The organism is Psychrobacter urativorans (genome assembly GCF_904846675.1).
GTDB classification, from domain to species: domain Bacteria; phylum Pseudomonadota; class Gammaproteobacteria; order Pseudomonadales; family Moraxellaceae; genus Psychrobacter; species Psychrobacter urativorans_B.
In genome coordinates this window covers 158,787-184,403 of the sequence record NZ_CAJHBT010000003.1, presented here as the reverse complement: position 1 = coordinate 184,403, position 25,617 = coordinate 158,787, and the positions used below count along the sequence as shown (strand labels likewise).

22 protein-coding genes are annotated in these 25,617 nt (G+C 43.0%); 8 read left to right on the top strand and 14 right to left on the bottom strand.

Features of this window, described 5'->3' with window-relative positions; translation table 11 throughout:
- Window positions 1-49: 49 nt before the first annotated feature.
- The 3 genes from JMY06_RS03155 to JMY06_RS03145 form a co-directional block, all read right to left on the bottom strand.
- A complete protein-coding gene (locus JMY06_RS03155) occupies window positions 50-1,096 on the bottom strand; it encodes an iron chelate uptake ABC transporter family permease subunit (protein WP_201616131.1) in 1,047 nt (348 codons plus the stop codon).
- Between the two features lie 179 nt (window positions 1,097-1,275).
- Window positions 1,276-2,388: an ABC transporter permease gene (locus tag JMY06_RS03150; RefSeq protein WP_265087860.1), complete on the bottom strand. Its 1,113-nt coding sequence runs from the start codon at window positions 2,386-2,388 to the stop codon at window positions 1,276-1,278.
- 37 nt (window positions 2,389-2,425) lie between these two features.
- Entirely contained in the window at window positions 2,426-3,484 is a 1,059-nt protein-coding gene (locus JMY06_RS03145) for a siderophore ABC transporter substrate-binding protein (protein ID WP_201616129.1), read from the bottom strand.
- Between the two features lie 445 nt (window positions 3,485-3,929).
- Between JMY06_RS03145 and JMY06_RS03140 the strand changes: the two genes are divergently transcribed.
- The 3 genes from JMY06_RS03140 (at window position 3,930) to JMY06_RS03130 (ending at window position 6,330) form a co-directional block, all read left to right on the top strand.
- The gene (locus JMY06_RS03140) at window positions 3,930-4,976 is read left to right on the top strand and encodes an energy transducer TonB (RefSeq protein ID WP_201616127.1); all 1,047 of its coding nucleotides are present in this window, start codon (window positions 3,930-3,932) and stop codon (window positions 4,974-4,976) included.
- Between the two features lie 147 nt (window positions 4,977-5,123).
- Window positions 5,124-5,795, top strand: a complete 672-nt coding sequence (locus tag JMY06_RS03135) for a MotA/TolQ/ExbB proton channel family protein (protein WP_201529623.1) — start codon at window positions 5,124-5,126, stop codon at window positions 5,793-5,795.
- 133 nt (window positions 5,796-5,928) lie between these two features.
- Window positions 5,929-6,330: an ExbD/TolR family protein gene (locus tag JMY06_RS03130; RefSeq protein ID WP_201616125.1), complete on the top strand. Its 402-nt coding sequence runs from the start codon at window positions 5,929-5,931 to the stop codon at window positions 6,328-6,330.
- Between the two features lie 166 nt (window positions 6,331-6,496).
- Here JMY06_RS03130 and JMY06_RS03125 read toward each other — a convergent pair whose 3' ends face one another.
- Entirely contained in the window at window positions 6,497-7,027 is a 531-nt protein-coding gene (locus JMY06_RS03125) for a DUF2799 domain-containing protein (protein ID WP_227672132.1), read from the bottom strand.
- A 247-nt stretch (window positions 7,028-7,274) separates the two neighbouring features.
- On the opposite strand from JMY06_RS03125, the gene JMY06_RS03120 reads away from it, so the two are divergent.
- Together JMY06_RS03120 and topA are read left to right on the top strand one after the other, a co-directional pair.
- Complete coding sequence (locus tag JMY06_RS03120) at window positions 7,275-7,925, top strand: hypothetical protein (protein ID WP_227672131.1); 651 nt, start codon at window positions 7,275-7,277, stop codon at window positions 7,923-7,925.
- A 300-nt stretch (window positions 7,926-8,225) separates the two neighbouring features.
- Entirely contained in the window at window positions 8,226-10,901 is a 2,676-nt protein-coding gene (gene topA / locus JMY06_RS03115) for a type I DNA topoisomerase (protein WP_201616123.1), read from the top strand.
- Window positions 10,902-11,042: 141 nt separating this feature from the next.
- Here the strand turns inward: topA and JMY06_RS03110 are convergent, their stop codons facing one another.
- Window positions 11,043-11,600 (bottom strand): superoxide dismutase family protein, encoded by a 558-nt coding sequence (locus JMY06_RS03110; RefSeq protein ID WP_201529629.1) that lies wholly within the window; start codon window positions 11,598-11,600, stop codon window positions 11,043-11,045.
- Between the two features lie 366 nt (window positions 11,601-11,966).
- Here JMY06_RS03110 and JMY06_RS03105 point away from each other — a divergent pair, with 366 nt between their 5' ends.
- Window positions 11,967-12,389, top strand: a complete 423-nt coding sequence (locus tag JMY06_RS03105; RefSeq protein WP_201529631.1) for a hypothetical protein — start codon at window positions 11,967-11,969, stop codon at window positions 12,387-12,389.
- Between the two features lie 125 nt (window positions 12,390-12,514).
- Here JMY06_RS03105 and lon read toward each other — a convergent pair whose 3' ends face one another.
- Window positions 12,515-15,124: an endopeptidase La gene (lon, locus tag JMY06_RS03100; RefSeq protein ID WP_201616121.1), complete on the bottom strand. Its 2,610-nt coding sequence runs from the start codon at window positions 15,122-15,124 to the stop codon at window positions 12,515-12,517.
- 419 nt (window positions 15,125-15,543) lie between these two features.
- Here lon and JMY06_RS03095 point away from each other — a divergent pair, with 419 nt between their 5' ends.
- Window positions 15,544-16,905 carry a Na+/H+ antiporter family protein gene (locus JMY06_RS03095; RefSeq protein WP_227672130.1) on the top strand — a complete coding sequence of 454 codons (1,362 nt, stop codon included), beginning with the start codon at window positions 15,544-15,546 and terminating at the stop codon, window positions 16,903-16,905.
- A 108-nt stretch (window positions 16,906-17,013) separates the two neighbouring features.
- Here the strand turns inward: JMY06_RS03095 and JMY06_RS03090 are convergent, their stop codons facing one another.
- Together JMY06_RS03090 and JMY06_RS03085 are read right to left on the bottom strand one after the other, a co-directional pair.
- On the bottom strand, window positions 17,014-17,325 hold the full coding sequence (locus JMY06_RS03090; protein WP_227672129.1) for a hypothetical protein: 312 nt from the start codon (window positions 17,323-17,325) through the stop codon (window positions 17,014-17,016).
- Window positions 17,325-18,089 carry a 5-formyltetrahydrofolate cyclo-ligase gene (locus JMY06_RS03085; protein ID WP_227672128.1) on the bottom strand — a complete coding sequence of 255 codons (765 nt, stop codon included), beginning with the start codon at window positions 18,087-18,089 and terminating at the stop codon, window positions 17,325-17,327. Before JMY06_RS03085 ends, JMY06_RS03090 begins: the two co-directional genes overlap by 1 nt.
- A gap of 143 nt (window positions 18,090-18,232) precedes the next feature.
- On the opposite strand from JMY06_RS03085, the gene fumC reads away from it, so the two are divergent.
- Entirely contained in the window at window positions 18,233-19,636 is a 1,404-nt protein-coding gene (gene fumC, locus JMY06_RS03080) for a class II fumarate hydratase (protein WP_201616119.1), read from the top strand.
- A gap of 99 nt (window positions 19,637-19,735) precedes the next feature.
- Here fumC and JMY06_RS03075 read toward each other — a convergent pair whose 3' ends face one another.
- The 6 genes from JMY06_RS03075 to JMY06_RS03050 all read right to left on the bottom strand — a co-directional run bounded on the left by JMY06_RS03075 (window position 19,736) and on the right by JMY06_RS03050 (window position 25,481).
- On the bottom strand, window positions 19,736-20,404 hold the full coding sequence (locus JMY06_RS03075; protein WP_201616117.1) for an RloB family protein: 669 nt from the start codon (window positions 20,402-20,404) through the stop codon (window positions 19,736-19,738).
- Between the two features lie 2 nt (window positions 20,405-20,406).
- Complete coding sequence (locus JMY06_RS03070) at window positions 20,407-21,684, bottom strand: AAA family ATPase (protein WP_201616115.1); 1,278 nt, start codon at window positions 21,682-21,684, stop codon at window positions 20,407-20,409.
- A gap of 217 nt (window positions 21,685-21,901) precedes the next feature.
- The gene (locus tag JMY06_RS03065; protein ID WP_201616113.1) at window positions 21,902-22,741 is read right to left on the bottom strand and encodes a MipA/OmpV family protein; all 840 of its coding nucleotides are present in this window, start codon (window positions 22,739-22,741) and stop codon (window positions 21,902-21,904) included.
- 46 nt (window positions 22,742-22,787) lie between these two features.
- On the bottom strand, window positions 22,788-23,726 hold the full coding sequence (locus tag JMY06_RS03060; RefSeq protein ID WP_201616111.1) for a rhomboid family intramembrane serine protease: 939 nt from the start codon (window positions 23,724-23,726) through the stop codon (window positions 22,788-22,790).
- Between the two features lie 88 nt (window positions 23,727-23,814).
- Window positions 23,815-25,023, bottom strand: a complete 1,209-nt coding sequence (locus tag JMY06_RS03055; RefSeq protein WP_201616109.1) for an L-lactate dehydrogenase — start codon at window positions 25,021-25,023, stop codon at window positions 23,815-23,817.
- A 47-nt stretch (window positions 25,024-25,070) separates the two neighbouring features.
- Window positions 25,071-25,481, bottom strand: a complete 411-nt coding sequence (locus JMY06_RS03050) for a glutaredoxin family protein (RefSeq protein WP_227672127.1) — start codon at window positions 25,479-25,481, stop codon at window positions 25,071-25,073.
- Between the last annotated feature and the right edge of the window lie 136 nt (window positions 25,482-25,617).

Genomic DNA, 25,617 nt, shown 5'->3' with positions numbered 1-25,617 from the left:
ATAATGTCAAGTACGCCTATTTATAGTGCCAAATACGATTAATTAAGCGCTAGCGGCGATGGGTCATAAATATTAATACTAAAAATACCAAACCACCTGCTAGCTCAATGACTACTGATAACACCCCAGCCATACCTAATACTTGCTCGAATACCGTTTGGCCTAATACCAAGCAAATCATGGCCACTAAGCTGACCAGTATTAGCCGCTCACTATGATACATATGGCGGGCGAGTCTATTGGTCAAGGCGCAGACTAATAGCCCAAAAAAGGTCACTGGACCGACCAATGCCGTAGCGGTCGCTACTAAAATAGCGATAACGGTTAATAGCCCAAAAGCCAAGCGTTGATAATTAATACCTAAGTTAATCGCTTGGTCTTTACCTAGCATTAATACATCAAATTGATAACGCCAGCGCCAGACAAACACAGCGCTAATCGCACAAATTATGACGCTAATACTAAGTAGGTCAGGATTAACCGTATTGAACTGCGCGTAACTGGCCGATTGCACAACCACAAAGTCATCAGGATTAATCAGTCGTGCAATCAATGCCGATAGGCTACGAAATAGCACCCCAAAAATAACACCCACTAAAATGAGCCGTGTTAAATCTTGACTGCTCTTCGAGAACAGTAGTTTAAACAGTAGCAACGACGCGCCAAACATCAAGACAATCTCAAGCCCAAACTTTGCTATCGGATTAATACTGGTATAGCTTATGGAGCCTAAGAAAAATACCAATAAGCTTTGCAGTAATACATATAGCGAGTCAAAGCCGAGTAAAGACGGGGTCAAAATAGGATTGTGGGTTAAGGTCTGGAATAGAAGAGTTGACACCCCAATCGCATAGCCAACTACCATTAATGCCAATAGTTTTTTACCACGTAATGGCAGTGCAAAGTCCCAATAACCATTAACGTTAACAGTCAAAAATAATATGGCTGAGATTAATAAAATAACGCTAGCAATTGATTTTGGATGTTGAGTGATTGCCAACCACAGCCTTGCCCAAAATCCTAATAACTTGGCATGCTCAGATGACTCAATATGAGTATCCATATCTGTTGTAGTAGAGGCAGAAGGTGAGCGCATGCGCGAATCCTGTAAGGCTGATGGTATAAAGCTAGTCTTATAAGAATATAGGACAAATAAGGCGACGAAAAGACGATAAATAGGCCATTAACGCCTGTATGGCTGCCTGGATAAGTGCTTATTAATTTACTGCTAGATAATACCAAGCCTCTAATAACTTATCGCCGATTTTATGGCTTTTATGGCTCCGCAGGCGCACGTAATAACAGCCATAAAAACACCACCGTACCTACCACACCAAAGACTGTCGCTACAGGAACTTCGAAAGGATAGCGAATAGAGCGACCAATAATATCGCAGAGCAATACTGCTGAAGCCCCCAGTAAGGCAACCGCTGGCAAGCTACGTCTGAGCTTATCGCCCATTATTCGACTGACGATATTAGGAACAATCAGACCGATAAAAGGAATGACTCCAACAGTGACCACCACCACCGCGCTCATCATTGCAACCATCCCAACACCAATCCACGTCACATGGCGCTTACTGATACCTAAGTTCAGGGCAATATTGTCGCCTAAGCCAACGATAGTCAGCTTATCAGCAATAATATAAGCGATGACACACAGACCACCGGTTAGCCACAGCAGCTCGTAGCGTCCTGCTAATACGGCTGAAAAGTCACCGAATTGCCAAACGCTGAGCATCTGTAAAGTCTCAGTTTGATAAGCAATAAAGGTCGTTATGGCATCGATAATCCCACCAAAGACAATACCAATAAGTGGAATCATCAAAAAGTCAGTCGGCGGAATACGGTGAATAAGCAGCATAAACAGCATCATGCCGAACACCGCAGTGATAGTAGCTACACTCATCTTGATAATAAGCGCGCTGGCAGGAAAGAAGAGACTGACCACTAATAAACCCAGTGCCGCGCTCTGAGTGGCGCCAACCATTGACGGTTCAACGAAACGGTTTTTGAGCACTACTTGAATAATCATGCCAGCAACGGCCATCGCAATACCGGTCAAAATAATAGCGATAGTACGCGGCAAGCGGCTGACCAGCATCAGCGAGCTGTCTGAGTTAGCGCTCCCATTAATCAGACTATGAAAGATACCAGACCATGAAAAGTCAGCTACCCCAATAGATAAACTTAGCAACACTAAAAGCCCCATTACAATGAGGCTTCCTGTGTTTATCAACCATGGTGGTAGTGTAGCGCGGCGGCTTTTATTAGCGCCACTGCTGCTAAAACCGCGCCGCCGCCATGTTGGAAGAGCTGGCAAGGAATTGCTATCGCCAGGCTCAGCAATAACGCTATCATTGCTACGATTAGAAAATAACGACATAACTATTTATAGCCTACATAATTCACGACTATAACGACTACTGAGCAGCGCTAAAGGCAGTTTTGATAGCCGTCAAGTCTTGCATCCACTGCTGATAGCCACCAAATGCTAAATAAGAATCTGGGCTAAGATAGACCACTTGGTCTTTTTTCCAGGCGGTGGTTTGTGCCACTAATGGATTATCTAATACTGCTTTGGCACCTGCGCTGTCTTCACCGATAGCGGCGCTGCGGTCAACCACAAATAACCAGTCTGGATTGGTCTTTTGCAAGTATTCAAACGAGATTGGCTGACCATGATTGGCATCTTTAATTTGATTGTCAACCATCGGTACGCCAAGTATGGTATGTACAAAGCCAAAGCGTGACTTATCGCCGTATGCTGACAGCTTGTTACCGTTAACCATCACCACCAAGCCATCACCTTTATTTTTGGTTAACTTTTGATTTTGATCAATGAGGCCATCAATATTTTGTTGTAGCTTTAGCGCTTGATCACTTTTACCAAATAAGGCACCTAAGTCATGTAAGCGTTGCTTGCTAGATTCATAAATATTGGCAGTATCGATACTCATATCAAGCGTTGGCGCAATGTTTGATAGCTCATTGTATTTTTCAGCCATACGCGAACCGACTAAAATAGCTTGCGGCTTCATAGCATTCAGTGCTTCAAAATCCGGCTCAAATATGGTACCCACCTCTTTTGGATCGGGTTGTACTTTTGATTGTAAGTTATTTAAATGTAGACCGCTTGGTTTACCATCGATAGCCACATCAAGCGCTGCCAAATCCTGCATCAACGTCATGTCGTACACCACAATAGGCGATGGATTCATCGGTAAGCTTACCTTACCTTTAACCGTATCAACCTCAACGGAGGCAATAGAGACCGCATCGTTATTAGCAATATTATCTGACACATTAGGGGTGTCATTTTCCACCTTAGTCTCTGCTGGTGTAGAATCGCTAGATTCAGGCGATGAGCAGCCCGTCAAGCTAATACTGGCGAATAATGCGGCAGTCACTACTGTTAATAGAGGACGTTTGAATAACGAAGGGCTTGCTGAATTAGCAGTGGCTAGGGTATTGATCAACATAAAACACTCGGTATATTACAGGTTATAACCAGTACGCTTATAAAACGCCGGCAAGGTATAAAAAGGAAAAGAGCCCGCTTAGCATTATAAATAGGATGCTAAAACAATGCTCATCGGCTGTTATTAATGCTATAAACTAAGCTTGGTTGGTCATGGCTGACATCATGCATAAGAGTAAACTGATATTGCCTATAATAAAGGAAATAATAATTTTTATCAATGATAATGATAACGATTGCCATTAATAATAAGGTTTGTGTTTATAATAAAAGCAGTGTTTTACAGGATAGATAAACGGTGTGCTGACCATTTTTAAAAGCTTTGAGAGCGTTTTTTATAAGTGAATAAGTACAAAGATCAGTAATAGTTTTATTATTTTATTGATAATAGTTATCGTTTGTATTAATATTAAGCCACTTTGATTTCAGCTAACTGTTAGGGTGTTATGGGCTCAACCAATTTTAACGCGCCGCCACGTAAATTGACATTAATAGCGATTGGTGCCGTTGTGGGGCTACATTTGCTTACCGCGATGGCATTAGTGGCCATGAAACCACCATCACCTATAGATGAAGTGCACAATACGCCGGCCCCTATCGAAATACAAATGGTGACGCTACCTGCCGAAGTACCACAAATTGAACAAATAATACCTGAACCAGTAGAGACAGAAGCTGTAGAGTCTGAACCAGTACAGACTGAGGTTGCAAAGGTTCAACAAGATGTTGAAGAGGTTCAAGAAAATATAGAAACCGAACCACTTTCAGCGTCTGAGCCTGAATCTAAGGCTAGCCTAGAACCTAAAACCGAGCCTGAACCAGCGGTCGAACCTAAACCAGAAGCCAAGCCTGAACCAGTGGTTGAAGCCAAGCCTGAACCGGAAACGCCGCCCGTTGTAAACACCACAACAAAAACGATAGTGAAAGAAACCAAGCCTGAAAAGCCTAATACGGTATCAAAACCTAAAGAAATAGAGTCAGAGCCTTTCGTCAGTCAGAATCAGCCCAGTCAAAAGTTTTCACAAGAACCTAGAGTCGGTACGACAACTACTGATGATCAACTTAGGTCTTTGGCAGCACAAGAGCAGGATGCTGCTAGAAACGCCGCTAGAAAACGTGCTCGTGATGCTCAAGCCGATGCAGATGCTAGAGCGAAAGCTGATGCCGAAGCGAAAGCCGATGCTGATGCCAGCAATACACCGGTCAACTTCAATGCCAGTAATGCCAATTGGGCCGCCGCGCCTAACTTTAGCTTTCCTGATCGTGCCAAACGTAGCGCACGTTCGGGCGATACCTTTAACCTTGTATTGGTACTACGAGTGAACAAGCAAGGTGGCATCGATAGCGTTAGTTTGGCAAAATCTTCTGGTAACGCTATTTTAGATAGGGAAGCGCAGCGTCAAGTTCGCTCTGGCAAGTTTAGACCCTTTAAGAAAAATGGGGTGCCAGTGGTCGGCAATGTGACTTTACCCATCAGCTATGCAGTGCCCTAATAACTGTTTATTAATTCTTTATTTTGTTTTTATTAATTTTTTAGCAACTTTATTAAAAAACATTCATTTATAACTTTTTCATGATAAGAGCAGATGCGATAGTCGCAACGTCTTCATGTGATTGTACAACTCATTAAGGAGTCTGACATGGACTTTGCAAGCTACTGGCAATTAAGCGATATTGTGACCAAAGGGCTGTTTTTTATACTGCTGGTATTGTCGTTACTCTCTTGGGTGACAGGGATTATCCGCGTACTACAAAGCCGCAAGCTTGCAAGCCAAGTGGCTGATGACTTGAGTCAGGCTATTCAACAAAAGCGTTCAGCATTAGCAGGATTAGATACGGCAGCCCGGCGTTTGGTTACCGAGCAAGCCTTACTGCAACATATCGGCCGTTATCGCTATAACAGTGAGCGTGGTTTGCCTATTTTAGGGACGACTGCTGCCATTGCGCCATTCATCGGACTGTTCGGTACAGTGTGGGGTATTTTTCATGCGCTACATAATATCGGTGTTAGCGGACAAGCAGGGCTTGGACAAGTGGCCGGGCCAGTGGGTGAAGCACTCATTATGACGGGTTTGGGGATTGCCGTGGCTATTCCAGCGGTGGTGTTTTATAACCTTGCCGTACGTATTAATCGTAGTGTCATGTACCATGCCAATGATAGAGCCCATGAGCTATTGGCAAAAACTGCCGAGTTAACAGAAGCTCAGCAGCCAGCAGTTAAGCCGCAGGTGGCAGCCAATGTAGCAACGGCTAATGTGAACAATACTAAGCAAAATGCAGGCTATCAGAACTCGGTGACCTCACGCTCATAAGGCTGGTTCAGGGCTATTGTCAGCTGTTATAAGTTAATAGCTTTATAATTAATTGTGCTAGAAATAGTTCTATAAGCAACCCTTTATACAAGCTTAAATTCATATAGAAAAATGACCCACGATTGAGACTATTATGGCATTTCAGTTAGGTGATGATGACGCGCAAAGTATGAATGAGATGAACCTCATTCCGCTTATCGATGTCATGTTGGTATTGATGATTATATTTCTATTGACCGCTACCGTTCTAAATCCTACCGTGCCGTTAGATTTGCCCAAGACCAGCGCAGTAGTCAACGAGCAGCCGCCAGAAGTGATTCAAATCAGCATTGACAAAGATGCCGGTATCTTTTGGGATAGCGATCCTATTAGTATCGAAGAGTTAGATAGTCGCTTGCAGCAAGAGAGTGCCAGTGGTAGCGACCCTGCTATTCAGCTGCGGGCGGATAGAGAAAGTAAATATGACGCGGTGGCACAAGTATTGGCCTCTGCCAGTCAAGCGGGACTTAGCAAAATAGCCTTTGTAAATGAGTAGCTTTTTATATAAATAAGCTGGTCACATAAACCAGCCCTGCTATTAATAAAAAAATAACTAAGATAATAAGAAGAACAAATAAAATAATAAAACTTACCTCCAGCCTTGCAAAGTCTACTTTGCGAGGTTTCCTTTATTCTATTTTAGGCTTTCACCAATTTAGTTTTTACCAGCCATAGCCAAAGGGGTGATAACCGTAACCAAGACGCCCATGCCCATAACCAAATGGAGAGGGTGAGCGTAAGTTATCGAGGTCGCGTTGGCGGATATAATAATAGCGTCCCTGCGCATAGGCTTCTTCTAACTTATCGATGCCTTCGAGTGGACAGACTGGCTGCCAATCATAGCCTTCGCGGCCATGCTTATAAGCACTCAGCTCAGTACAGTAGTTCTTCTTGAGCCCTTGCTGGCGCCCTTGTTCCCACAGCATACGATTGGGCGTTGCACCGGCGACACTGGCACAGCTATTGGTATAGTGCCCAAAGTATGCGCCTGAACGTCCACGCGAGCCATCATTATAGCCGACTTGTTGCCAGTTGCTGGCTTGACACTGCTCTGGGGTTAAGCTTTGAGTGGTGGCACAGCCTGATAACGTCACTAGTGCTGCCGACATCAAGCTCAACGCGGCAGTTGATTTGACAGTAGGTTTTTTCATCATAGGCTTGAATGATGAGATTAGTTGAACAATATAAGTCATAATAAACCTGCGTGCGTTTAAAATTATGATTTATCATAGCACTTTTTGCGCGTAGCAACTTTTTGCATCTTGTTATAGTAAGAAACTATTTACGCTTGCTAAGTGACTGATATTGAACTGTTAATAATGGTGCTTTTATTATAAATGAGAGAGCAACGCTTGATTTATAATCGTTTGTGCTCATTATGAATACCTGCTATCTTCTTTTACCCGCAACATTTTAATCCAGCTAAAAGGCCAAACTATCATGGGTGTATGGATTGTTATTGCCATTGTACTATTCGTATATGGGAGTATGATGGCGCTCAAACCTAACGGCATTGACCAGCGCTTGGATAAGCTGCGTATGACTGCGCGGCGCTTACAGCTCAATCCGAAGCTGGTTGCCTGTCCGGATTGGGTAAAAGGTAAAAACAATGAATATGGTCGCGGCATGCTGGGGCAATATGGCCTAGTGCTGGACAATGTACAGATGCCTTATACGCGCTATCGGGTGATTGATGGCCAATGGCGTCCGGATAGCGATGCTAGTATTAATGGCATTGCCAATACTACTGCTATGTCGTCTGCCAGTTTTAATTTGGATAAAGTAGCATTGGAGTTGCCAGCGTCTATTGAACCCTTTATAAAAGCCTTATTGATTAAAGCCAATAGTATTGTGGTGTACTGGGAAGATATCGCTTATGTGCGCCCTTTGACCAATCCTAACTATAAGACCAGCGCTATTGAAGCTGATTTATTGGCACTTAAAGTGCAGATGGAGCAGTGGGCTTTACAGATGCAGACCAGCCCGCGCTATAGCGCTAACGATGATAATAGCATTAATAACAGTATTGGCAAAGCGACGGCTTATTATAATAGTGGCGCTAGTAGTAGGATGCTCAATAAAAGCCTTTAAGTAATACTTGGTTAAAAAATGATAAGAGTCTAGGTTATTGATATTTATTAGTCGCACTTACTATCCAGAAGTAAGCTATTTTGGGCCATCTATAATTATTTACGGTTGACATCTCAACTCTTAGCAGTGTAACGTCTTAATGAATTTACCGCTGTTGTATAGTAATTCTATAGTTATTGCATGCTTTATGACCAATTTTTATTAGCAGTTGCCTTTATAATAAAATGTTTAGCGATAATAATTGGCAACGCTAATACCTCCTTATTTATATTTAATCCATTCATTATGGTGTCGTCACACATGGCAAAAACCACAAGTAAAAAAAGTTCCGTATCTGCAGACTCCGCCTCCAAGAATCCTAAAGGGAAATCCTTGGTGATTGTCGAGTCACCTGCCAAGGCAAAAACGATTAATAAATACCTTGGCGATGACTTTATCGTACGTTCCAGTATTGGGCATGTACGCGACTTACCGGTGGGTGCCAGTAAAGGCGCTAAAAAAGCGGCAGCGACTAAAAAAGATGAGAGCCTGACCAAAGAACAAAAAACGCAGCAAGCACTAGTACGGCGTATGGGCGTTGATCCTGAGCACGATTGGGATGCCGTCTATGAAGTACTTCCCAATAAGACTAAAGTGATTAAAGAGCTAAAAGCCTTAGCTAAAAACGCTGATAAAATCTATCTGGCAACGGATATGGATAGGGAAGGGGAAGCTATTGCTTGGCATCTCAAAGAAGTTATTGGCGGCGCGGATAGTAAATATGAGCGGGTGGTTTTTAATGAAATTACCAAAACAGCCATTCAAAATGCCTTTAAGCAGCCATCCAAACTTGATATCGATCGCGTCAATGCGCAACAAGCCCGACGCTTTTTAGATCGGGTCGTTGGCTTTATGGTGTCACCTCTACTTTGGCAAAAAGTCGCTCGTGGTCTGTCCGCAGGTCGTGTACAGTCGGTCGCTATGCGTTTAGTGGTTGAGCGTGAACATGAAATTCGCGCCTTTATCCCTGAAGAATACTGGCAGATTTTTGCGGATACTCATATCGCAGACCTTAACAACAACAGTGCAAAAGACGCTGAGCAAATCGGTATCCGTCTAGAGGCGACCAAGCAAGCTGGCAAAACCCTTAAGCTGGGTAATAAAGAGCAGACCGATAAAGTACTAGACGTTCTGAAATCAGCAAGCTATTTGGTCAAAGAGCGTGAAGAAAAACCAACCCAATCGCGTCCCAGTGCGCCATATATTACCTCGACTTTGCAACAAGCAGCCAGTACGCGTTTGGGCTTTTCAGTGAAAAAGACCATGATTTTGGCGCAGCGGCTGTATGAAGCGGGTCATATCACTTATATGCGTACCGATTCTACCTTTTTATCTGGTGATGCATTGGCGGCGGTTCGTGGCTATCTAGAGGACAGCTTTGGTGCTAAATATGTGCCAGAAAAGCCGAACTTCTACGGTAATAAACAAAATGCTCAAGAAGCGCATGAAGCCATTCGTCCGTCCGACGTTAATATGAAATCTACCCAGATGAAGGGGGTAGAGCGTGATGCCATTCGTCTTTATGAGCTAATATGGCGTCAGTTTGTCGCTTGTCAGATGCCGCCAGCAAAATATCTATCGGTTAATTTATTCGTAACTGCTGATGATGTTGAGTTAAAGGCTCGTGGGCGTACTATGACCTTTGATGGTTATACTAGAGTACAAGCGCCAGCAAAAACTGACGACAGCTTGTTACCTGATGTCAAAAAAGGTGATGAGCTTATTTTAGACAAGCTAGATCCTAGCCAACACTTTACCAAACCTGCACCGCGCTTTACTGAGGCCAGTTTGGTTAAAGAGCTTGAGAAAAAAGGTATCGGTCGTCCGTCCACCTATGCCTCAATTATCTCAACCATTCAAGATCGCGGCTATGTGAAGTTAGAAAACAAACGCTTATTTGCTGAAAAAATGGGTGATATCGTCACCGATAGATTAACGGCAAGCTTCCCAGACTTGATGGATTATACCTTCACCGCCGCGTTAGAAGACAAGCTGGATGGCGTCGCTGAAGGTGAAAAAGATTGGAAAGATGTTCTAGATAACTTCTACGGTGACTTTAAAGTTAAGCTTGAGCATGCTAAAGATAAAGATGGCATGCGTCCTAACGATCCAACCGATGTGCCTGATGTTCATTGTGATTTGTGCGGTCGTCCGATGCAGCTACGTACCGGTTCTACTGGTGTATTCTTAGGCTGTACGGGTTATAACTTGCCGCCAAAAGAGCGCTGTAAAGGCACCAAGAACCTCATGCCGGTCGAAGCTTTTGCCAATCTTGATGACGGAGAAGGCGATGACGAAGCTGCGGAAGTCAAAGATTTGATGGAGAAAAAGCGCTGTCCAAAATGTGCAACGGCAATGGACGGCTATATCGTCGATGGCGGGCTTAAGCTCCATATCTGCGGTAACAATCCTGATTGTGACGGTTATATTTTAGAAGAAGGCAAGTTCGAAATTCCTGGCTCAGATGCGCCAACCATTGACTGCAATAAGTGTGATGGACAGATGGAACTGAAGACCGGACGCTTTGGCCCGTACTTTGCTTGCCAGAAATGTGATAATACCCGTAAGGTTCTCAAAACCGGCGAGCCTGCGCCGCCACGTATGGACCCAATCCACATGCCAGAGCTAAAATCAGTTAAGCATGAGGATTACTTTATCTTACGCGAAGGAGCGGCTGGCATGTTCTTAGCGGCGTCTAAGTTCCCTAAGGTACGCGAAACGCGTGCGCCAAAACTGGCAGAAATGCGAGTTATTAAAGATCAGATGGAAGATAAGTTCCAGTATCTGTTTGAAGGGCCGGACGAAGACCCTGAGGGTAACCCAACTATTCTGCGATGGTCACGTAAGAAAAAAGAGCAGTATATTGGTTCTGAGAAAAACGGTAAGGCATCACGTTGGGGTGTGTACTGGCGTAAAGGCGAATGGGTAGAAGAGTGATTCAAGAACAGCCTAGGCCCTTCTGTTATAAGTAATAATTGATTTAAAAATCGCCCAATAAAAAACCTCTTAGATCATCTAAGAGGTTTTTTTAAGTCTAATTATATTAAGCTAGCTTTTATGATAGGTTTGCTTAGATAATTAGTTTGCCTCGATGATACCGCAAGCAATACGGTCACCTGCTGCGCCTGCTGGTTGGCTGGTGTAGTCATCGGCACCGGCATGAACGATAAAGGCACGACGATAAACACTATATTTACCTGCTTGAGCAGCAGAGATTTGCTTATTCACGTAGTTAATAGTCGCAACACCCTTATCATTAGCAGTCAAGTTTGGTAAGTCGCCGGCATGACCATTCATGTCATCTGGGTTAGAGTGGGGATGGTTGTCTGGATTAAAGTGACCACCTGCCGCTTTACCCATAACATCACAGCTACCCGTTTCGTGAATGTGTAGTGCCACAGTCTTACCTGGTGTCATATTCATGAGCTTACCATAGACCTGTACACCGCCATCAACTGGACGTAGATAAACTTGTCCGACTTCTTGATTGCTGTCATCGGTAGTTTTGAGTGTTGATTTTAGGGCTGGCTGGTTAAGTGGGTTGCCAGTTTTCAGCTGACCTTCGGTGCTTTGGCAACCGGTCATCGCCAAAGCCGAACCACATAATAAAGCACTCGCAAGCATAATTTTTTTCATTGTTGTCTCCATTAATATTTTTCCGTCATCGTTAACGGTTGTATTTAGCTTTCTTAGTTGTCATTAAATGTATTGCTACAAATATAGCTATATCTAAACTCGCTATATTCTTTATTAAACTCATAACCAGTATAGCTAAGCATGGATGATAGATATTCATTAGAAGCGCAACAAAGCGTTAATATATGTAAGTCACTGATAACATATCTTATATAATACAGAAGGAGAGTCCCTTAACAAAGGCTTAAGATAAGCTAACGAAATAAAATGGTTAAGTGGGTAGCAGTAGTGCAGAATAGCGCTTATACAAAATATGATTTTTGATAAAAATAACGGCTATTACAATAACTGCTATAAGGAATTAATATGAAATCATTGGTTACATTAGCTGGATCGACTGCACTGGCTGTAGGAATGATGAGTACTGGCATAACGACGGCTTCGGCTGCTAGCCAAAGTGGTGACTTGCATTACACGGCAGATTGCGGTGTCAAAGAGTTGCGCATGGCAAAAGGCAGCTTTGATGTGAGCCGAGCTGGGGCAATCAAAGGCAGTAAATACTGTGAATACCAAATTTATGCCAAAAAAGGTCAAAAAGTAAGTGCTACCATTGTTGGTAGCGATGACTTATATCCTGTACTTTATGGTACTAATTCACCAGATTTAAGCACTGAGACAGTAACACTCGATAAAACGGGCGAGCATACCATTCGAGTGTTACAACCACGCAACCAAGCGCGCGAGGGCAATACGCCAAAGCCTTATTATATGACGGTTACAATTAAATAGATAAAAAAGTAAACTTAAATGATCAAAATTTAAAGAAGTAAAATATACTTCAAATACCAACCACGAAAAAAGGCCGCAATCATAATTGCGGCCTTTTTTATATCAATCATCTATCCATATTAGACTTAGTTATGTAGCGCTCTCTTAGAGGTTGTATCTACAGTTACTTTAGCGGGTTTCAATGGCGTTGGCATACTTACTAAGGCGACTTTTAATATCTCATCAATCGTCGCGACTGGTTGAATGGTCAGACCGGCTTTAACGTTATCAGGAATATCAGCCAAATCACGCTCATTGGTCGCTGGAATCAATACATGCTTGATGCCACCGCGATGCGCTGCTAATAGCTTCTCTTTAAGGCCGCCGATGCGTAGTATTTTACCGCGCAGGGTAATTTCACCTGTCATGGCAATATCTGGGCGAATAGCAATACCAGTCAAGGCCGAGACTAACGCTGTCGTTAGCGCACCACCAGCGGATGGACCATCTTTTGGTGTCGCGCCTTCTGGCATATGCACATGGACATCCGTAGTTTTAAAGGTTTCGTAATCGATACCTAAGCTGTCACCACGCGCTCGAACGACACTCATGGCAGCGCGAATAGATTCTTTCATCACATCGCCAAGGGAGCCGGTAAATGCAAGCTCGCCTTTGCCTTTCATGGCTACCGCTTCGATGGTGAGTAACTCGCCACCAACTTGGGTCCAAGCCAGTCCAGTAATACGACCAACCTCAGGCTCTTCTTCCGCCAGACCGTAGTCATACTGATGGACGCCAAGATAGTCATCAATGTTAGTATCGTCAACTACGACCAGCTCGCGCTCTGCTTTTTTCGGAGCCCGCGCGCCATGACTTTCGACCGAGCCACGGACGACTTTACGGCAGATTTTATTCACTTCACGCTCAAGGTTACGTACGCCCGCTTCGCGCGTATAGCTACGCACGATGCTATGTAATGCCGCTTTTACTATCTCAATCTCGCCTTCTTTGAGACCATTTTGTGTAATGGCTTTTGGCACTAGGTATTTTTGCGCGATATTGACTTTTTCTTCTTCGGTATAACCTGGCAAGCGAATAACTTCCATGCGGTCAAGGAGCGCCGGCGGAATATCCATACTGTTAGCGGTACAGATAAACATGACTTGTGATAAGTCCAAATCCATATCTAGATAATGGTCATTAAAGCTGTGATTTTGTGAAGGGTCTAATACTTCAAGCAAGGCTGAAGCAGGGTCGCCGCGGAAGTCTTGCGCCATCTTATCGACTTCATCTAATAAGAATAGCGGGTTCTTGACTTCTACTTTCGCCAATGACTGCACGATTTTACCGGGCATTGCCCCGATATAAGTACGGCGATGACCACGAATCTCAGCTTCATCGCGCACGCCGCCTAGTGCCATACGGACGAACTTACGACCAGTTGCTCGCGCAATTGATTCACCCAGTGAGGTTTTACCCACACCTGGAGGGCCAACGAGACAGAGAATTGGACCACGAAGCTTTTTAACCCGTGACTGTACGGCTAAGTATTCTAAGATACGGTCTTTTACATCTTGCAGGCCATAATGGTCTTCATCCAAGATAGTTTTGGCTTTCTCTAAGTTGATTGTTACCTTAGTCGTCGCATTCCACGGCGTATCCAAGATCCATTCAATATAGTTGCGTACTACTGAAGACTCAGAGGAGGCAGGCGGCATCATTTTTAGCTTTTTAAACTCTTGCTCTGCTTTTTTGCGCACATCGTCTGGCAAATCAGCCTTCTCTAAACGTTGTTCAAGCTCGCCAACATCATCTTCACCATCAAACGCGCCGTCACTCATATCTGACAGCTCGTTTTTAATGGCTTTCATCTTCTCATTTAAGAAGTATTCGCGCTGATTTTCTTCCATTTGCTGACGGACAGCGTCTTGAATATCTTGCTCAATATTTTGCTCAGCGCTTTGTTTGACTAAGTATTCGGTCAAAGTATTAATATGCGCTTTGATGTCGTTGTTTTCTAAAAAAGACTGCTTAACATCAAGGTCCATAGAGACGCGAGTTGAGATGAAATATACCAGCTCAAGCAAGTCGTCGATACGTTTTGCCACACGGGTTAGCTCACGCGCATTTCGCAGACGCGCATCGGCATAGCCTTCGAACAAACCGGTTAACGTTTTTACCGTGTTTTTTTGCTGGCTGTCATCCATGGGAACATCAAGGTCAGCCCGCTCAAAGCTCGCCATCAGCAGCTCATCATGGTTCTCTATGGTATCGACACGCGCCCGATATTGACCTTCGATAAGGACTTTAATGCAATTCTCATCGCTGTCATGCGGCATGGTGCTAACGATGCGACAAACAGTGCCGTATTGATATAAGTTGTCTTGGTCAATATCTTCTGTTAGCGAATCTTTTTGGGCGACGACCAGTACTTTATTGCCATATTCGGCTTGTGCTAGCTCAACGGCTTTTACGGATGGCGCACGACCAACAAATAACGCAATTTGCATGTGCGGATAGACAACGACATCTCGTAGTGCCAATAACGGTAGATAGCTATCTACAGGGTCATCTGAAGCGCTATCCGTCTCAGCGTCGTCCGCTTCTACAGGTGTGTTCTCAGGATCAGTATTTTCTTCTTCAACGCTGTCTTTTTCTACGGTCTCTTGCTCAAGCGTTTCTGTCTCGCGGGCTTCTTGCTCAAGATCATTCTGCTCGATGTTATCATTTTCGATATTAGTTTCGTGTTTACTCATAGGTACCTCTTCCTCGTTAACCAGACTTGTAAAGTCAAGTTCGTGGTTCATGTTTAGATAAATGGTGCTCTCATCAAAAATTACAAGGCTTAAGGTTTAAGAGGATAGAAAATATTGCTTATGTGCCTGAAATAAGCAACTTTACACAAAACCCGCTACATATCGCAGCCCCTTAACCATAAATGTGACATTTAAAATAGTGCAATCATTTTCTTTAAGCAAACTTTAACCTATGCCTGCGAGGTTCTGCGCATAGGTTTTAGCTATAAAATCAGGTAAACTGGCGCGCGTCTTAAACGCGTGCTGCGCCATGCTAAAAAGTTAGTGTGAGTATTCGTTTTTGGCTCTAAGGCAAGAGTGTTGAAAAGACAATAGTAGTTAAACAATAAGCTAAAAATGCAAGGGAAGAGGGCGATAACATGACAATCAATGCGGTGCTACTGGCGGTAGTCATTATGCTGGGGCTGTCACTGGCGCGAGTACATGTGGTGCTAAGCTTATTAATTGGCGCGATGGCGGGCGGGCTGATAGCGGGTCTCGGGATGACCGATACCTTAAATGCCTTTCAAGAGGGAATTCGCAATGGTGCACAAATTGCGCTGTCTTATGCGTTGCTTGGTGCTTTTGCGGTGGCGATTGCTCATTCAGGGCTGCCACAGTCGCTGGCAGGTGCGGTCATCAAGCGTATCGACGCTGGCGGCACTAGCGGTATGATTAAGTATATGCTGTTTGCCGGTCTCGTCATGATGAGCTGCTTTAGCCAAAACTTAATCCCCATTCATATTGCCTTTATTCCCTTGTTAGTGCCACCGTTGTTATTAGCGTTTAACCGCATGCATATTGATAGACGGCTGATAGCTTGTTTAATTACCTTTGGTTTGGTGACCACTTATATGTTCATTCCTTATGGGTTTGGTGATATTTATCTCAATCAAATCATGCTCAAAAATGTGGGTGAAGCTGGGATTGATGTCAGTAATATTTCGGTTACTAAAGCGATGGCAATTCCGGCAGTGGGTATGTTCGTGGGTTTGTTGACTGCGATATTTATTAGTTATCGTAAGCCGCGCCAATATCAGCAGCTTACAGTCGATAAAGAAGCGCGTGATGCCGTGGTAGAAGGTGATGCGCTAAGCAAAACGGCTGCTGAGGCTCAAAAACAAAGTAAGCTTAAAACACTGGTAGCGTTAGCAGCGATTGTTACTGCCTTTGTAGTACAGCTTTATACCGATTCGCTATTGCTCGGTTCAATGTTTGGTTTCGGGGTGTTTATGGCGACCGGCGTGGTCAAGTGGCGTGATGCCGATACCGTCTTTAATGATGGTATTAAGCTGATGGCGATGATTGGCTTTATCATGATAACCGCGCAGGGCTTTGCTGAAGTGATGAAAGCGACGGAGCAGATTCAACCGTTAGTTGATGGGGCTACCTCATTATTTGCTGGTAACAAAGCTATAGCGGCCTTTATTATGTTGTTACTTGGTCTCATCGTGACGATGGGGATTGGCTCGTCGTTCTCTACCATTCCTATTCTGGCCGCGATTTATGTACCATTATGTATTTCGCTGGGTTTCTCACCCTTAGCAACCGTTGCGATTATCGGTACGGCTGGCGCGTTGGGGGATGCAGGTTCTCCTGCTTCAGATTCAACCCTTGGGCCGACTTCAGGTCTAAACGTTGATGGACAGCATGACCATATCAAAGACAGTGTGATACCTACTTTTCTCCATTATAATATTCCGTTATTATTATTTGGTTGGATAGCGGCGATGGTGTTATAAGTGCGTAGATGATAAATTCCAGATAAGTTTTTTGGGTAAGGTAAAGGTTTTAAAGTTACTGACAGCTACCAGCAGGGCAAATGAATGATGACCTATGTAACAAACTCTTTATTCATCACTGCCTTCATCAAAGCCATTTATCTCACCAGATAAATGGCTTAAAAACTCATCGCTTTGATTAAGCAAACTTTGCAATTTTTCGTTATTTACAAGGCGAGCCAGCTCAGCGTCACTAAAACTTTGCTCCTCAATTTGCAAAATTTCAAGGTTTTCATTATTACTATTTTCTAACTCTTGCAAATGCCGATTAACGCTATCAGCGCTGGAGTCTTTTTGGGTATCCGTTTCGGAGTGTTCTGCTTTAGAGCTTTCTATTCCAGAGACTTCTTTCGTAGGTAATAACCGTTTATCGTCTGTCATCAAAACCACCGTATGCCACTAGGCGTAATCAAGCCATCAAGCGGCACATCCCAAGGTTGGCGCTGGAGTTGCTCGACTACTTGAAAGTCATAGCACCAGCCAATTTTAAGGGGTTTCTTAGTGCCAGACTGATAGCTCTTAGCAAGGGTGGTGTCATAAAAACCGCCGCCCATTCCCATACGATTACCATCATTATCGACGGCAGTTAATGGACAGATAATGACATCCAATTCCCGCGCCCATAATAACCTGCGATGGTGGTTTTGCTTCATGCCCAAATTATGTATACGTGTGGGTACATTTAATAGTTTCTGCTGATAAATCGGTACAAAACGCAGGCGCTTATCGTCATTCCCTAATGAGCCGACCACTGGCAAGTAAGGCTGATAACTCAACCTTTGACACCAGTCCAATAGCGGCTGGGTGGGTAGTTCACCAAAGCCATCATAATATAAGCCAATTCGGGCGTTAGCTGGCAGCCGCTGCTGTAGTTTAATTAAGTGTAAACTGGCATCACGGGCACACTGTTGACGTTCACTAGCAGTGAGTTGTCTGCGCTGACGGGTAAATTGGCGTCTGGGCGGATTGCTCGCTATGGTATTTGGAATTAATTTTTTCGTATCATCAGCGTTATTACTGGCTATCATACTTTCAGTAACATTTGCGCTAGCGTTGCTAACAGGAGTAGTTGAGTTATTTGATAAGCCTTTTGCAGTAGTGGTTTCAAGCTTTTTAGTTGATGATGATGTTTGCTGGTTGGACATCCGTGCCCCTCGCGGTCTTTGAGAAATTTATAATAAGTCATGCTATCATAATGGCGCTTTACATCCTATTTTCCTTATGTGCAGCGGGTGTTGCACTTTTTACGGATAAATCATTCGTTAACAAACCATCAGAGAGGGTAGTTATGTCGACACAGAATCAGGCGACTCGTACCGAAAAAGATACCATGGGCAACGTAGAAGTGCCGGTTGATGCTTATTGGGGCGCGCAAACCCAGCGTAGCCGCGAGAACTTTAAAATTGGTGGTGAAACCTTACCGCGCCCGATGATTGAGGCGATGGCGCTGGTCAAAAAAGCCGCAGCGATTACCAATGCGAGCCTAAAGCGTTTAGATACTGATAAGCGTGACTTAATCATACAAGCCGCTGATGAAGTGATTAATGGCGGCTTAACCGACCAGTTTCCGTTAGTGGTATGGCAGACTGGTTCTGGCACGCAGTCAAACATGAACATGAACGAAGTATTGGCCAATCGTGCTAATGAGATTGCCGGTTCTGAGCGCGGTAGCTATCAGCCGATTCACCCCAATGACCATGTGAACCATGCGCAATCAACCAACGACAGCTTCCCAACGGCTATTCGTGTGTCTGCCGCTCGTCAGATTAATAGCTTGTTGATTCCAGCAATCAAAGCCTTACGAGATACCTTGGACAAAAAAGCCAAAGAGTTCGATAGCATTGTTAAAATCGGTCGTACGCATTTACAAGATGCCACGCCTTTGACCTTAGGCCAAGAGTTTAGCGGCTATGTGAGCCAACTTGACCACTCACTAGTACGTATTGATAATGCGCTACAAGGCTTATATGAATTGCCACTCGGCGGTACTGCGGTTGGTACGGGTCTAAACGCCCATCCTGATTATGCGGTAAAAGCCGCTGAGCAATTAGCCACCTTGACTGACTTGCCATTTGTGACCTCATCAAATAAATTTGAAGCACTAGCGGCTCGTGATGCCGAAGTATTTGCCTCAGGCGCATTAAAAACCTTAGCAGGTAGCCTAAATAAAATCGCTAATGATATCCGCTGGTTATCATCAGGTCCACGTTGCGGTATTGGTGAGATTACTATTCCAGAAAATGAGCCGGGCTCATCAATCATGCCAGGTAAAGTGAACCCAACTCAGTCAGAAGCGATGACGATGGTTGTCGCCCAAGTCATGGGTAATGACACTACCATCAATATGGCTGGCGCGTCTGGTAACTTTGAGCTAAACGTCTTTAAACCGGTGATTGCCTTTAACTTATTGCAGTCTATTAAGCTGTTGGGCGATGCGTGCAATAGCTTTAATGAAAACTGTGCTGCGGGTATTGAGCCTGTTAAAGAAAAAATAGACTACTACCTACATAACTCATTAATGCTAGTAACCGCATTGAACCGTCATGTTGGTTATGAAAACGCAGCTAAAATTGCTAAGACGGCTTATAAAGAAGACAAAACCCTTAAGCAAGTGGCCGTTGAAATGGAGTTAATGACCGAAGCTCAGTTTGATGAGTGGGTAACGCCTGCTGATATGGTGCATCCTTCTTAAGCTATCTAATAGTTTATTAGAGCAATAAAAATACCTTGTCATGTAATGTGGCAAGTTTTTTTTTACATTAGAAGTTTTAGGAGCTGTTCCTGCTTTTTGCTAATATTTTGCCTGCGATTTCTGTTTTTTATTTAAAGTTTCTAAAACTTCAACTAGCTCGTGGATTTTTGTACTTGGATTATCAGTTTGATTCTTTATAGCTGCCATATTTGCCTTATTGGCATTTCTTTTTGCTACTTCGAGATAGGGTAATAACTCACTATAAATATTTTTGTTTTTCTTCTCGTAGAGAGGTAAAAATATCTTTAAGTCTTGGCTAACCTCTCTATAGTTATTATAAGACTTAGTTGTATCTGTAAAGTGCAATAATATCCAGTATTCAAAACAGGGTATTGACGTAATAGCTATAAAAATTTCCAAAGGCAGTATTTGTTTTATTATATTTAATGTTTGTAAGTAAGTCGAGTGACTGTCTTTATCAAATACACAATAAACCTTGTCATATGGAATAGTATCTTTAGATTCTTCGTATAGTTCTTTCGCACGCTCTAATACTCTTATAGGGGCTGAGTCACAATCACCAACAACATTAATATTAGCTGTATTAAGCTTGTGATAGTTAATTAAGTTATTAAAGTAATAAGGCTCCGTTTTTTCACCTTCACATACGATTAAAATTTTTTCATAGTCAGATTTTTGAGCTTGTTTTCTTCTTAAGTCTTTATTTTTTCTAGCTTTACGTTTGTGGTGTAAATTGTCAGTTCCCATTTTTACACCTCTTGATTTAATGTAAGCGGTTGAATAAATGGAAGTGCTCCATACAAACCATCTAAGTAAGCAAACTCTAAATTAATCTTATCTTTACGAATATGAAAGTCTGTCAGTGGGTAAAGTCTAGTTGCCTGCGAAGTATCTTTTTCACAGAACCAAACCTGATCTCTTCTAAAGACTTTTTGACTCAAAATAGATGTTTCATGAGTTGAAAAAATTAGTTGTGCATTCTTAGGGTTTGTCTGAGAGTTATTAAATAAATCTACTAAATATTTGACCATTTTGGGGTGTAAGTTGTTATGAAGTTCATCAATAACTAGTACGTACCCTTTTTCTAGGCTATCAATCCAAGGTCCAACAAAAGAAAAGAATTTTTGAGTACCATCAGACTCTTCATCAAAATCTAAAGAGACTAATTTGCCTTCTTCAGTTTTGTGAACTGCTTTAAGTTCGATAACTTCCTTATCTTTCATTCTATCTACAATCTCTTCTTTAAATAAAGAAGGTAGGTTATCAGGCAAAAGATCAGCGGTAAATTTTTCTTTTTCAACTTCAATGTCATGAATACTAAAGTCAGCAGAATTCAGGAATTCTAATACTTTATCTTTATTTTCGCTATCACATAGGGATGCTGTAAATCCTAATCCATAACCACTTGTTCTTGTAGGGCGTAGAACGGATTTGAACCAGTTAAATACGGGTTTTAACTGTTCGCTATTCAACTGTACTGCCGTTGATAAGAATAAGGCGTTGTCTCTTGTCGCATCTTGCCATATAACTTTTTGACCTTTTAAAAGTTTACCAAATTTAAAATCATGTTTCTTTGTGTCTTCGTTATAAAGTCTTTCAAACCATGTTTGGGCTACACCTTTTGGGAAAGCAAAAAGCCATTCACTAACAATTTTTGAATTTGTTGTACTAAACCCATATTGGTATTTAACATTTTCACTAATAAAAATCATTTCAAATAATGTGGGCTCATTGCTAGATTGGCTATTGAATAAGAAAGGAGTAACTCCGATATCATCACCTTCCTGGCTAGCAGAAGCAGAATCTCGGATAATTGACTCCATCGTCATAATAGCTTTTATCACATTAGATTTTCCAGCCGCATTAGCACCATAGATAACAGCTGATCTCAGTAAAGGTATACTAGAATGAGTTTCTGGAATAAAACTATTTGTAGTCTCAAGTTCTTCTCCATTATTTTTAACCATACTCAAAGTTTGCTCTTCTTTGATAGATCTATAATTTTTTACTGTGAACTCAATTAGCATAGAACCCCCTTTAGGAGTGTTTTTCGAGAAATATTCACAATAATAGCACCTAAAATTATACAGGTATACATTTATAGTTCGCTTCCGAACTTAATATTTGATTTTATGAATTGTTAAATTTTAAAAACTAAGAACATGTGGTCTTTTCATTTTGTAACAAAAAGACCTCGACATGATAAATGAGCAAGGTCTTTTTTTATCTATCACTTAAAATACTTTAGAATTTATACAACAACCCAAGTGTCGTCGTTGACTCAGTACGTGAGTCAACCATCGGACTATCGTGTTGCTCATTCGGTAGAACACTTAAGTTTTGATTGGCAAATCCTGCCCACTTATCATTAAAGTCGTAATTGGCGCTGATATTAATATAAGGGTTTACACTATTTCTAGACTCATAAGCATCAATGTCTGTACGCACCGACTCCTCATCACTAACGCCATAGTAATAATTGTTGTAATCCTTATCATAAAACTCAAAGCCTATGCTTGGATAGACGGTTAGCTTGTCTTTGCTGATTTTAGCAAGATAAGTCAAGCGGGCAGTATTGCCACCACTACGATCTAAGATATCGGTAGCTATTTGCGCACGGAAGCCACCGACAGGAGTGCGGCGCAAGTAGCTAAGGCCTGCCGCTGCTGACCATTTACGCTTATCAAGTCCTGCCAGCGCGCCATTGGCATCATCAGGATCAAACTCATTGCCAGCAAGTTGCGCGTAGGCGGAGAGCTGATTGGTGCCATCATTAATTAAATAGGCGCCGGCTTGTGCGCCGCGAGCGTAGAACTTATTATTGTCATAAAAAACACCAGGCAATGCGCGAACTTTAGTACCGTCATCCAAATCATAAGCTGAATTGTTGATTAAGACATTCAAGCCCAAACTTAATACCGCATCTTGATCCGCCGGTAAGTTTTTAAAGGGCGCAGCATTTGCCATACTTGCCACGCTCACTAGCATCGTTGCTGTTAAAGTGCCAAGCAAGGCGCGCGTACTAATAATAGAGATTGCAGGGTTTTTTAATGTTGATTTTTTGAAGGTAGGAAGGTTTGACATAAACGGGTCTCATAAGCGAGTAAAGAAAGGTTGGATTAAGCGGTATTTATTGGGCAGCTAACACTTGTAATATTTGATTATGAATATCTTGCCACCACCAGATAAAGACAATGGTCACCAGTAACATAACTATCCACGGTAATAACTGCCAAAGAAGGGTAGGCTTAGCAATAGCGGGTTTAGTAAAAGGAGCGCTGCTATTATGAATACTGGCATTTATATTGGCTGTTTGGCTATTGCTATCAACAGTACTATCGCTTGAATAGCTATTATAATCGGTTTGATGGCTCGTTTGGTTACTAGATTGATTGCTTTTATAGTCCATCTGATAGTTGTTAGGCGGAATGGCTGGTGTCGTTATTAATCGCTGACGATGTGCAATACCTATGGCTAGTGCAATCACTAAGCCAGTAAGCGCGCCGCCGATATGTCCGGCATTATCAATACCGGGTACGGCAAAACCATATACTAAGTTAATGGCCATAATAAATACTAAGCTTTTGAGATTTAGCACCATGTTATTAACGGATATTTTAAACAACGCCGCTATCAATAACCCTGCCCCGATACCCATAATACCACCAGACGCGCCAGCAGATAACCCCGGCTGCGCAGTCGCATCCAAAATCCCTTGCCAGGTAATATGGTTATTCAGTAGGTTACCGCCAATGGCAGACAGGATAAATAGTGCCAAAAATTTAGTCGAACCAAACATGGGCTCTGCAATCTGGCCAAAAAAGTACATAGCAAAGCCATTAAACAACAAATGCATAAAGCCAATATGTAAAAAAGCACTGCTGACCAGTCGCCATGGCTCGTAGCCCATTGTATAGGGCAATGCATTCGCTCCCCATTTTAGCAGTGCCTCGGTCGATGGGTGATTGGCATCAACGCCTGATAGCACTTGCAGTACATACAATCCAATGAAACAGACCAGTAATACCGTGGTGGCCGGAGCCGTTTTTAGCAGTTGTTGAATAGTCATAGCGCTATATATTAATTAAAAGGTATGGGTAGATTATAAAGGGTATGGGAGGTATAAAGAAAGCTATCTTCTCTTTACCTACCAAGGCCTACCAGCGCATCGGTGCGACATAAGGTAGCGCAGATTTAAGGTGTTCGTACGTACCTTTAACTAAAATATCATCGCGCACTTGATTGATATCCGTATGACCGCAGAATGCCATGCTGATATCACACTCATTATAAATGAGCTCAAGCGCACGGCGCACCCCATCTTCACCATAAGCACCAAGTCCATAGAGAAAGGCGCGTCCGATAAGAGTCCCTTTTGCGCCTAATGCTATGGCCTTGAGCACATCTTGACCAGAGCGAATACCACTGTCTAGCCATACCTCAATATCACTACTTTCGGCGTGGACTGCTTGGACGATATCAGCGAGGGCAGCGATAGAGGAAGGTGCACCATCAAGCTGACGACCGCCATGGTTTGAGACCACCAGCGCATCAGCACCGCTACGGGCAGCCATTATCGCATCTTCAGGATCCATAATTCCTTTGATAATTAGCTTGCCGCCCCACATATCCTTGATGCGCGCCACATCGTCCCAACTGAGTGCCGGGTCAAACTGCTCACTCGTCCATGCTGATAGCGAGGAGAGATCCTCGACATTTTTAGCATGACCGACGATATTACCAAAGGTTCGGCGCTTTGTACCCAGCATATTCATGCACCATTCCGGTTTGGTCATCAGGTTTAAGATATTGGCAAGTGTCGGTTTTGGTGGCGCGGATAGACCATTTTTGATGTCTTTGTGGCGCTGGCCGAGCACTTGTAAGTCAGCGGTCAAAATTAACGCTGAACAATTAGCCGCTTTGGCGCGGCGAATGAGATCGGCTATAAAGTCTTGATCGCGCATCATATATAGCTGAAACCAAAATGGTGCACTGGTATGTTCCGCGATATCTTCAATGGAGCAAATACTCATCGTTGATAGCGAGAATGGCACACCGAATTTTTCAGCGGCACGTGCAGCAAGGATTTCCCCATCTGCCCACATCATACCGGTAAAGCCAGTGGGTGCAATGGCGACCGGCATATTTACTGGCTTGCCTAGCATCTCGGTGGCAAGTGAGCGCCCTTCCATATCGACCAGCACCCGCTGACGCAATTTGATGCGATCAAAGTCGGTTTCGTTATTACGGTAAGTGGTCTCAGTCCACGAGCCTGAGTCCACATAATCATAAAACATGCGCGGTAGCTTACGCTGAGCGACTTGACGAAGATCTTCAATTTCAGTAATTTTGCTCAAATCTTTCATGGGTTTCTCTCTACTGCCTGGATTGCTGAGTCAGTAATTGGTCATTTTTATACGAGTTGCTGCAAATCCATTACCGAAAATGGATAGTTTAAGCGTCTATATGGCGTCAGTAATACCGGAATAGTGGTGGCAAATTCCATCATTAGTGTTTCATTAAAGTCTGCAATATCAACATGCTGATAAGTGATAGGCTGCACCGCCTGAAAGCGTGTTAGCAGCTTTTCGGCATCGGTACATAAATGACAGCCAGGCGTGCCCAGTAACCACCATTCGTCGTGATATTCAGGTTTATTAAAATTAGGAACCGCATTAATAATACGCGCCCGTAGCGCTTTTATATTGTCATTATTAGGCATCGCTGTACTCGTATTTTCATTGTCATTATTATTACTGCTATAACTACTACTAAAACAAACACCGCCACTATCACTCATATTTATTTTAGGTATTACTGTCATAATAACGCATTGCAAGATTTATGTTTATCAGCATTAATCATACTGGCCTATTTCTATATCATAAAGAAACTGTGCAAATAATGACAGCGATTGTGAGATTAGGATAAGATAGCCTGCTCCTTATCACCATAGTCAA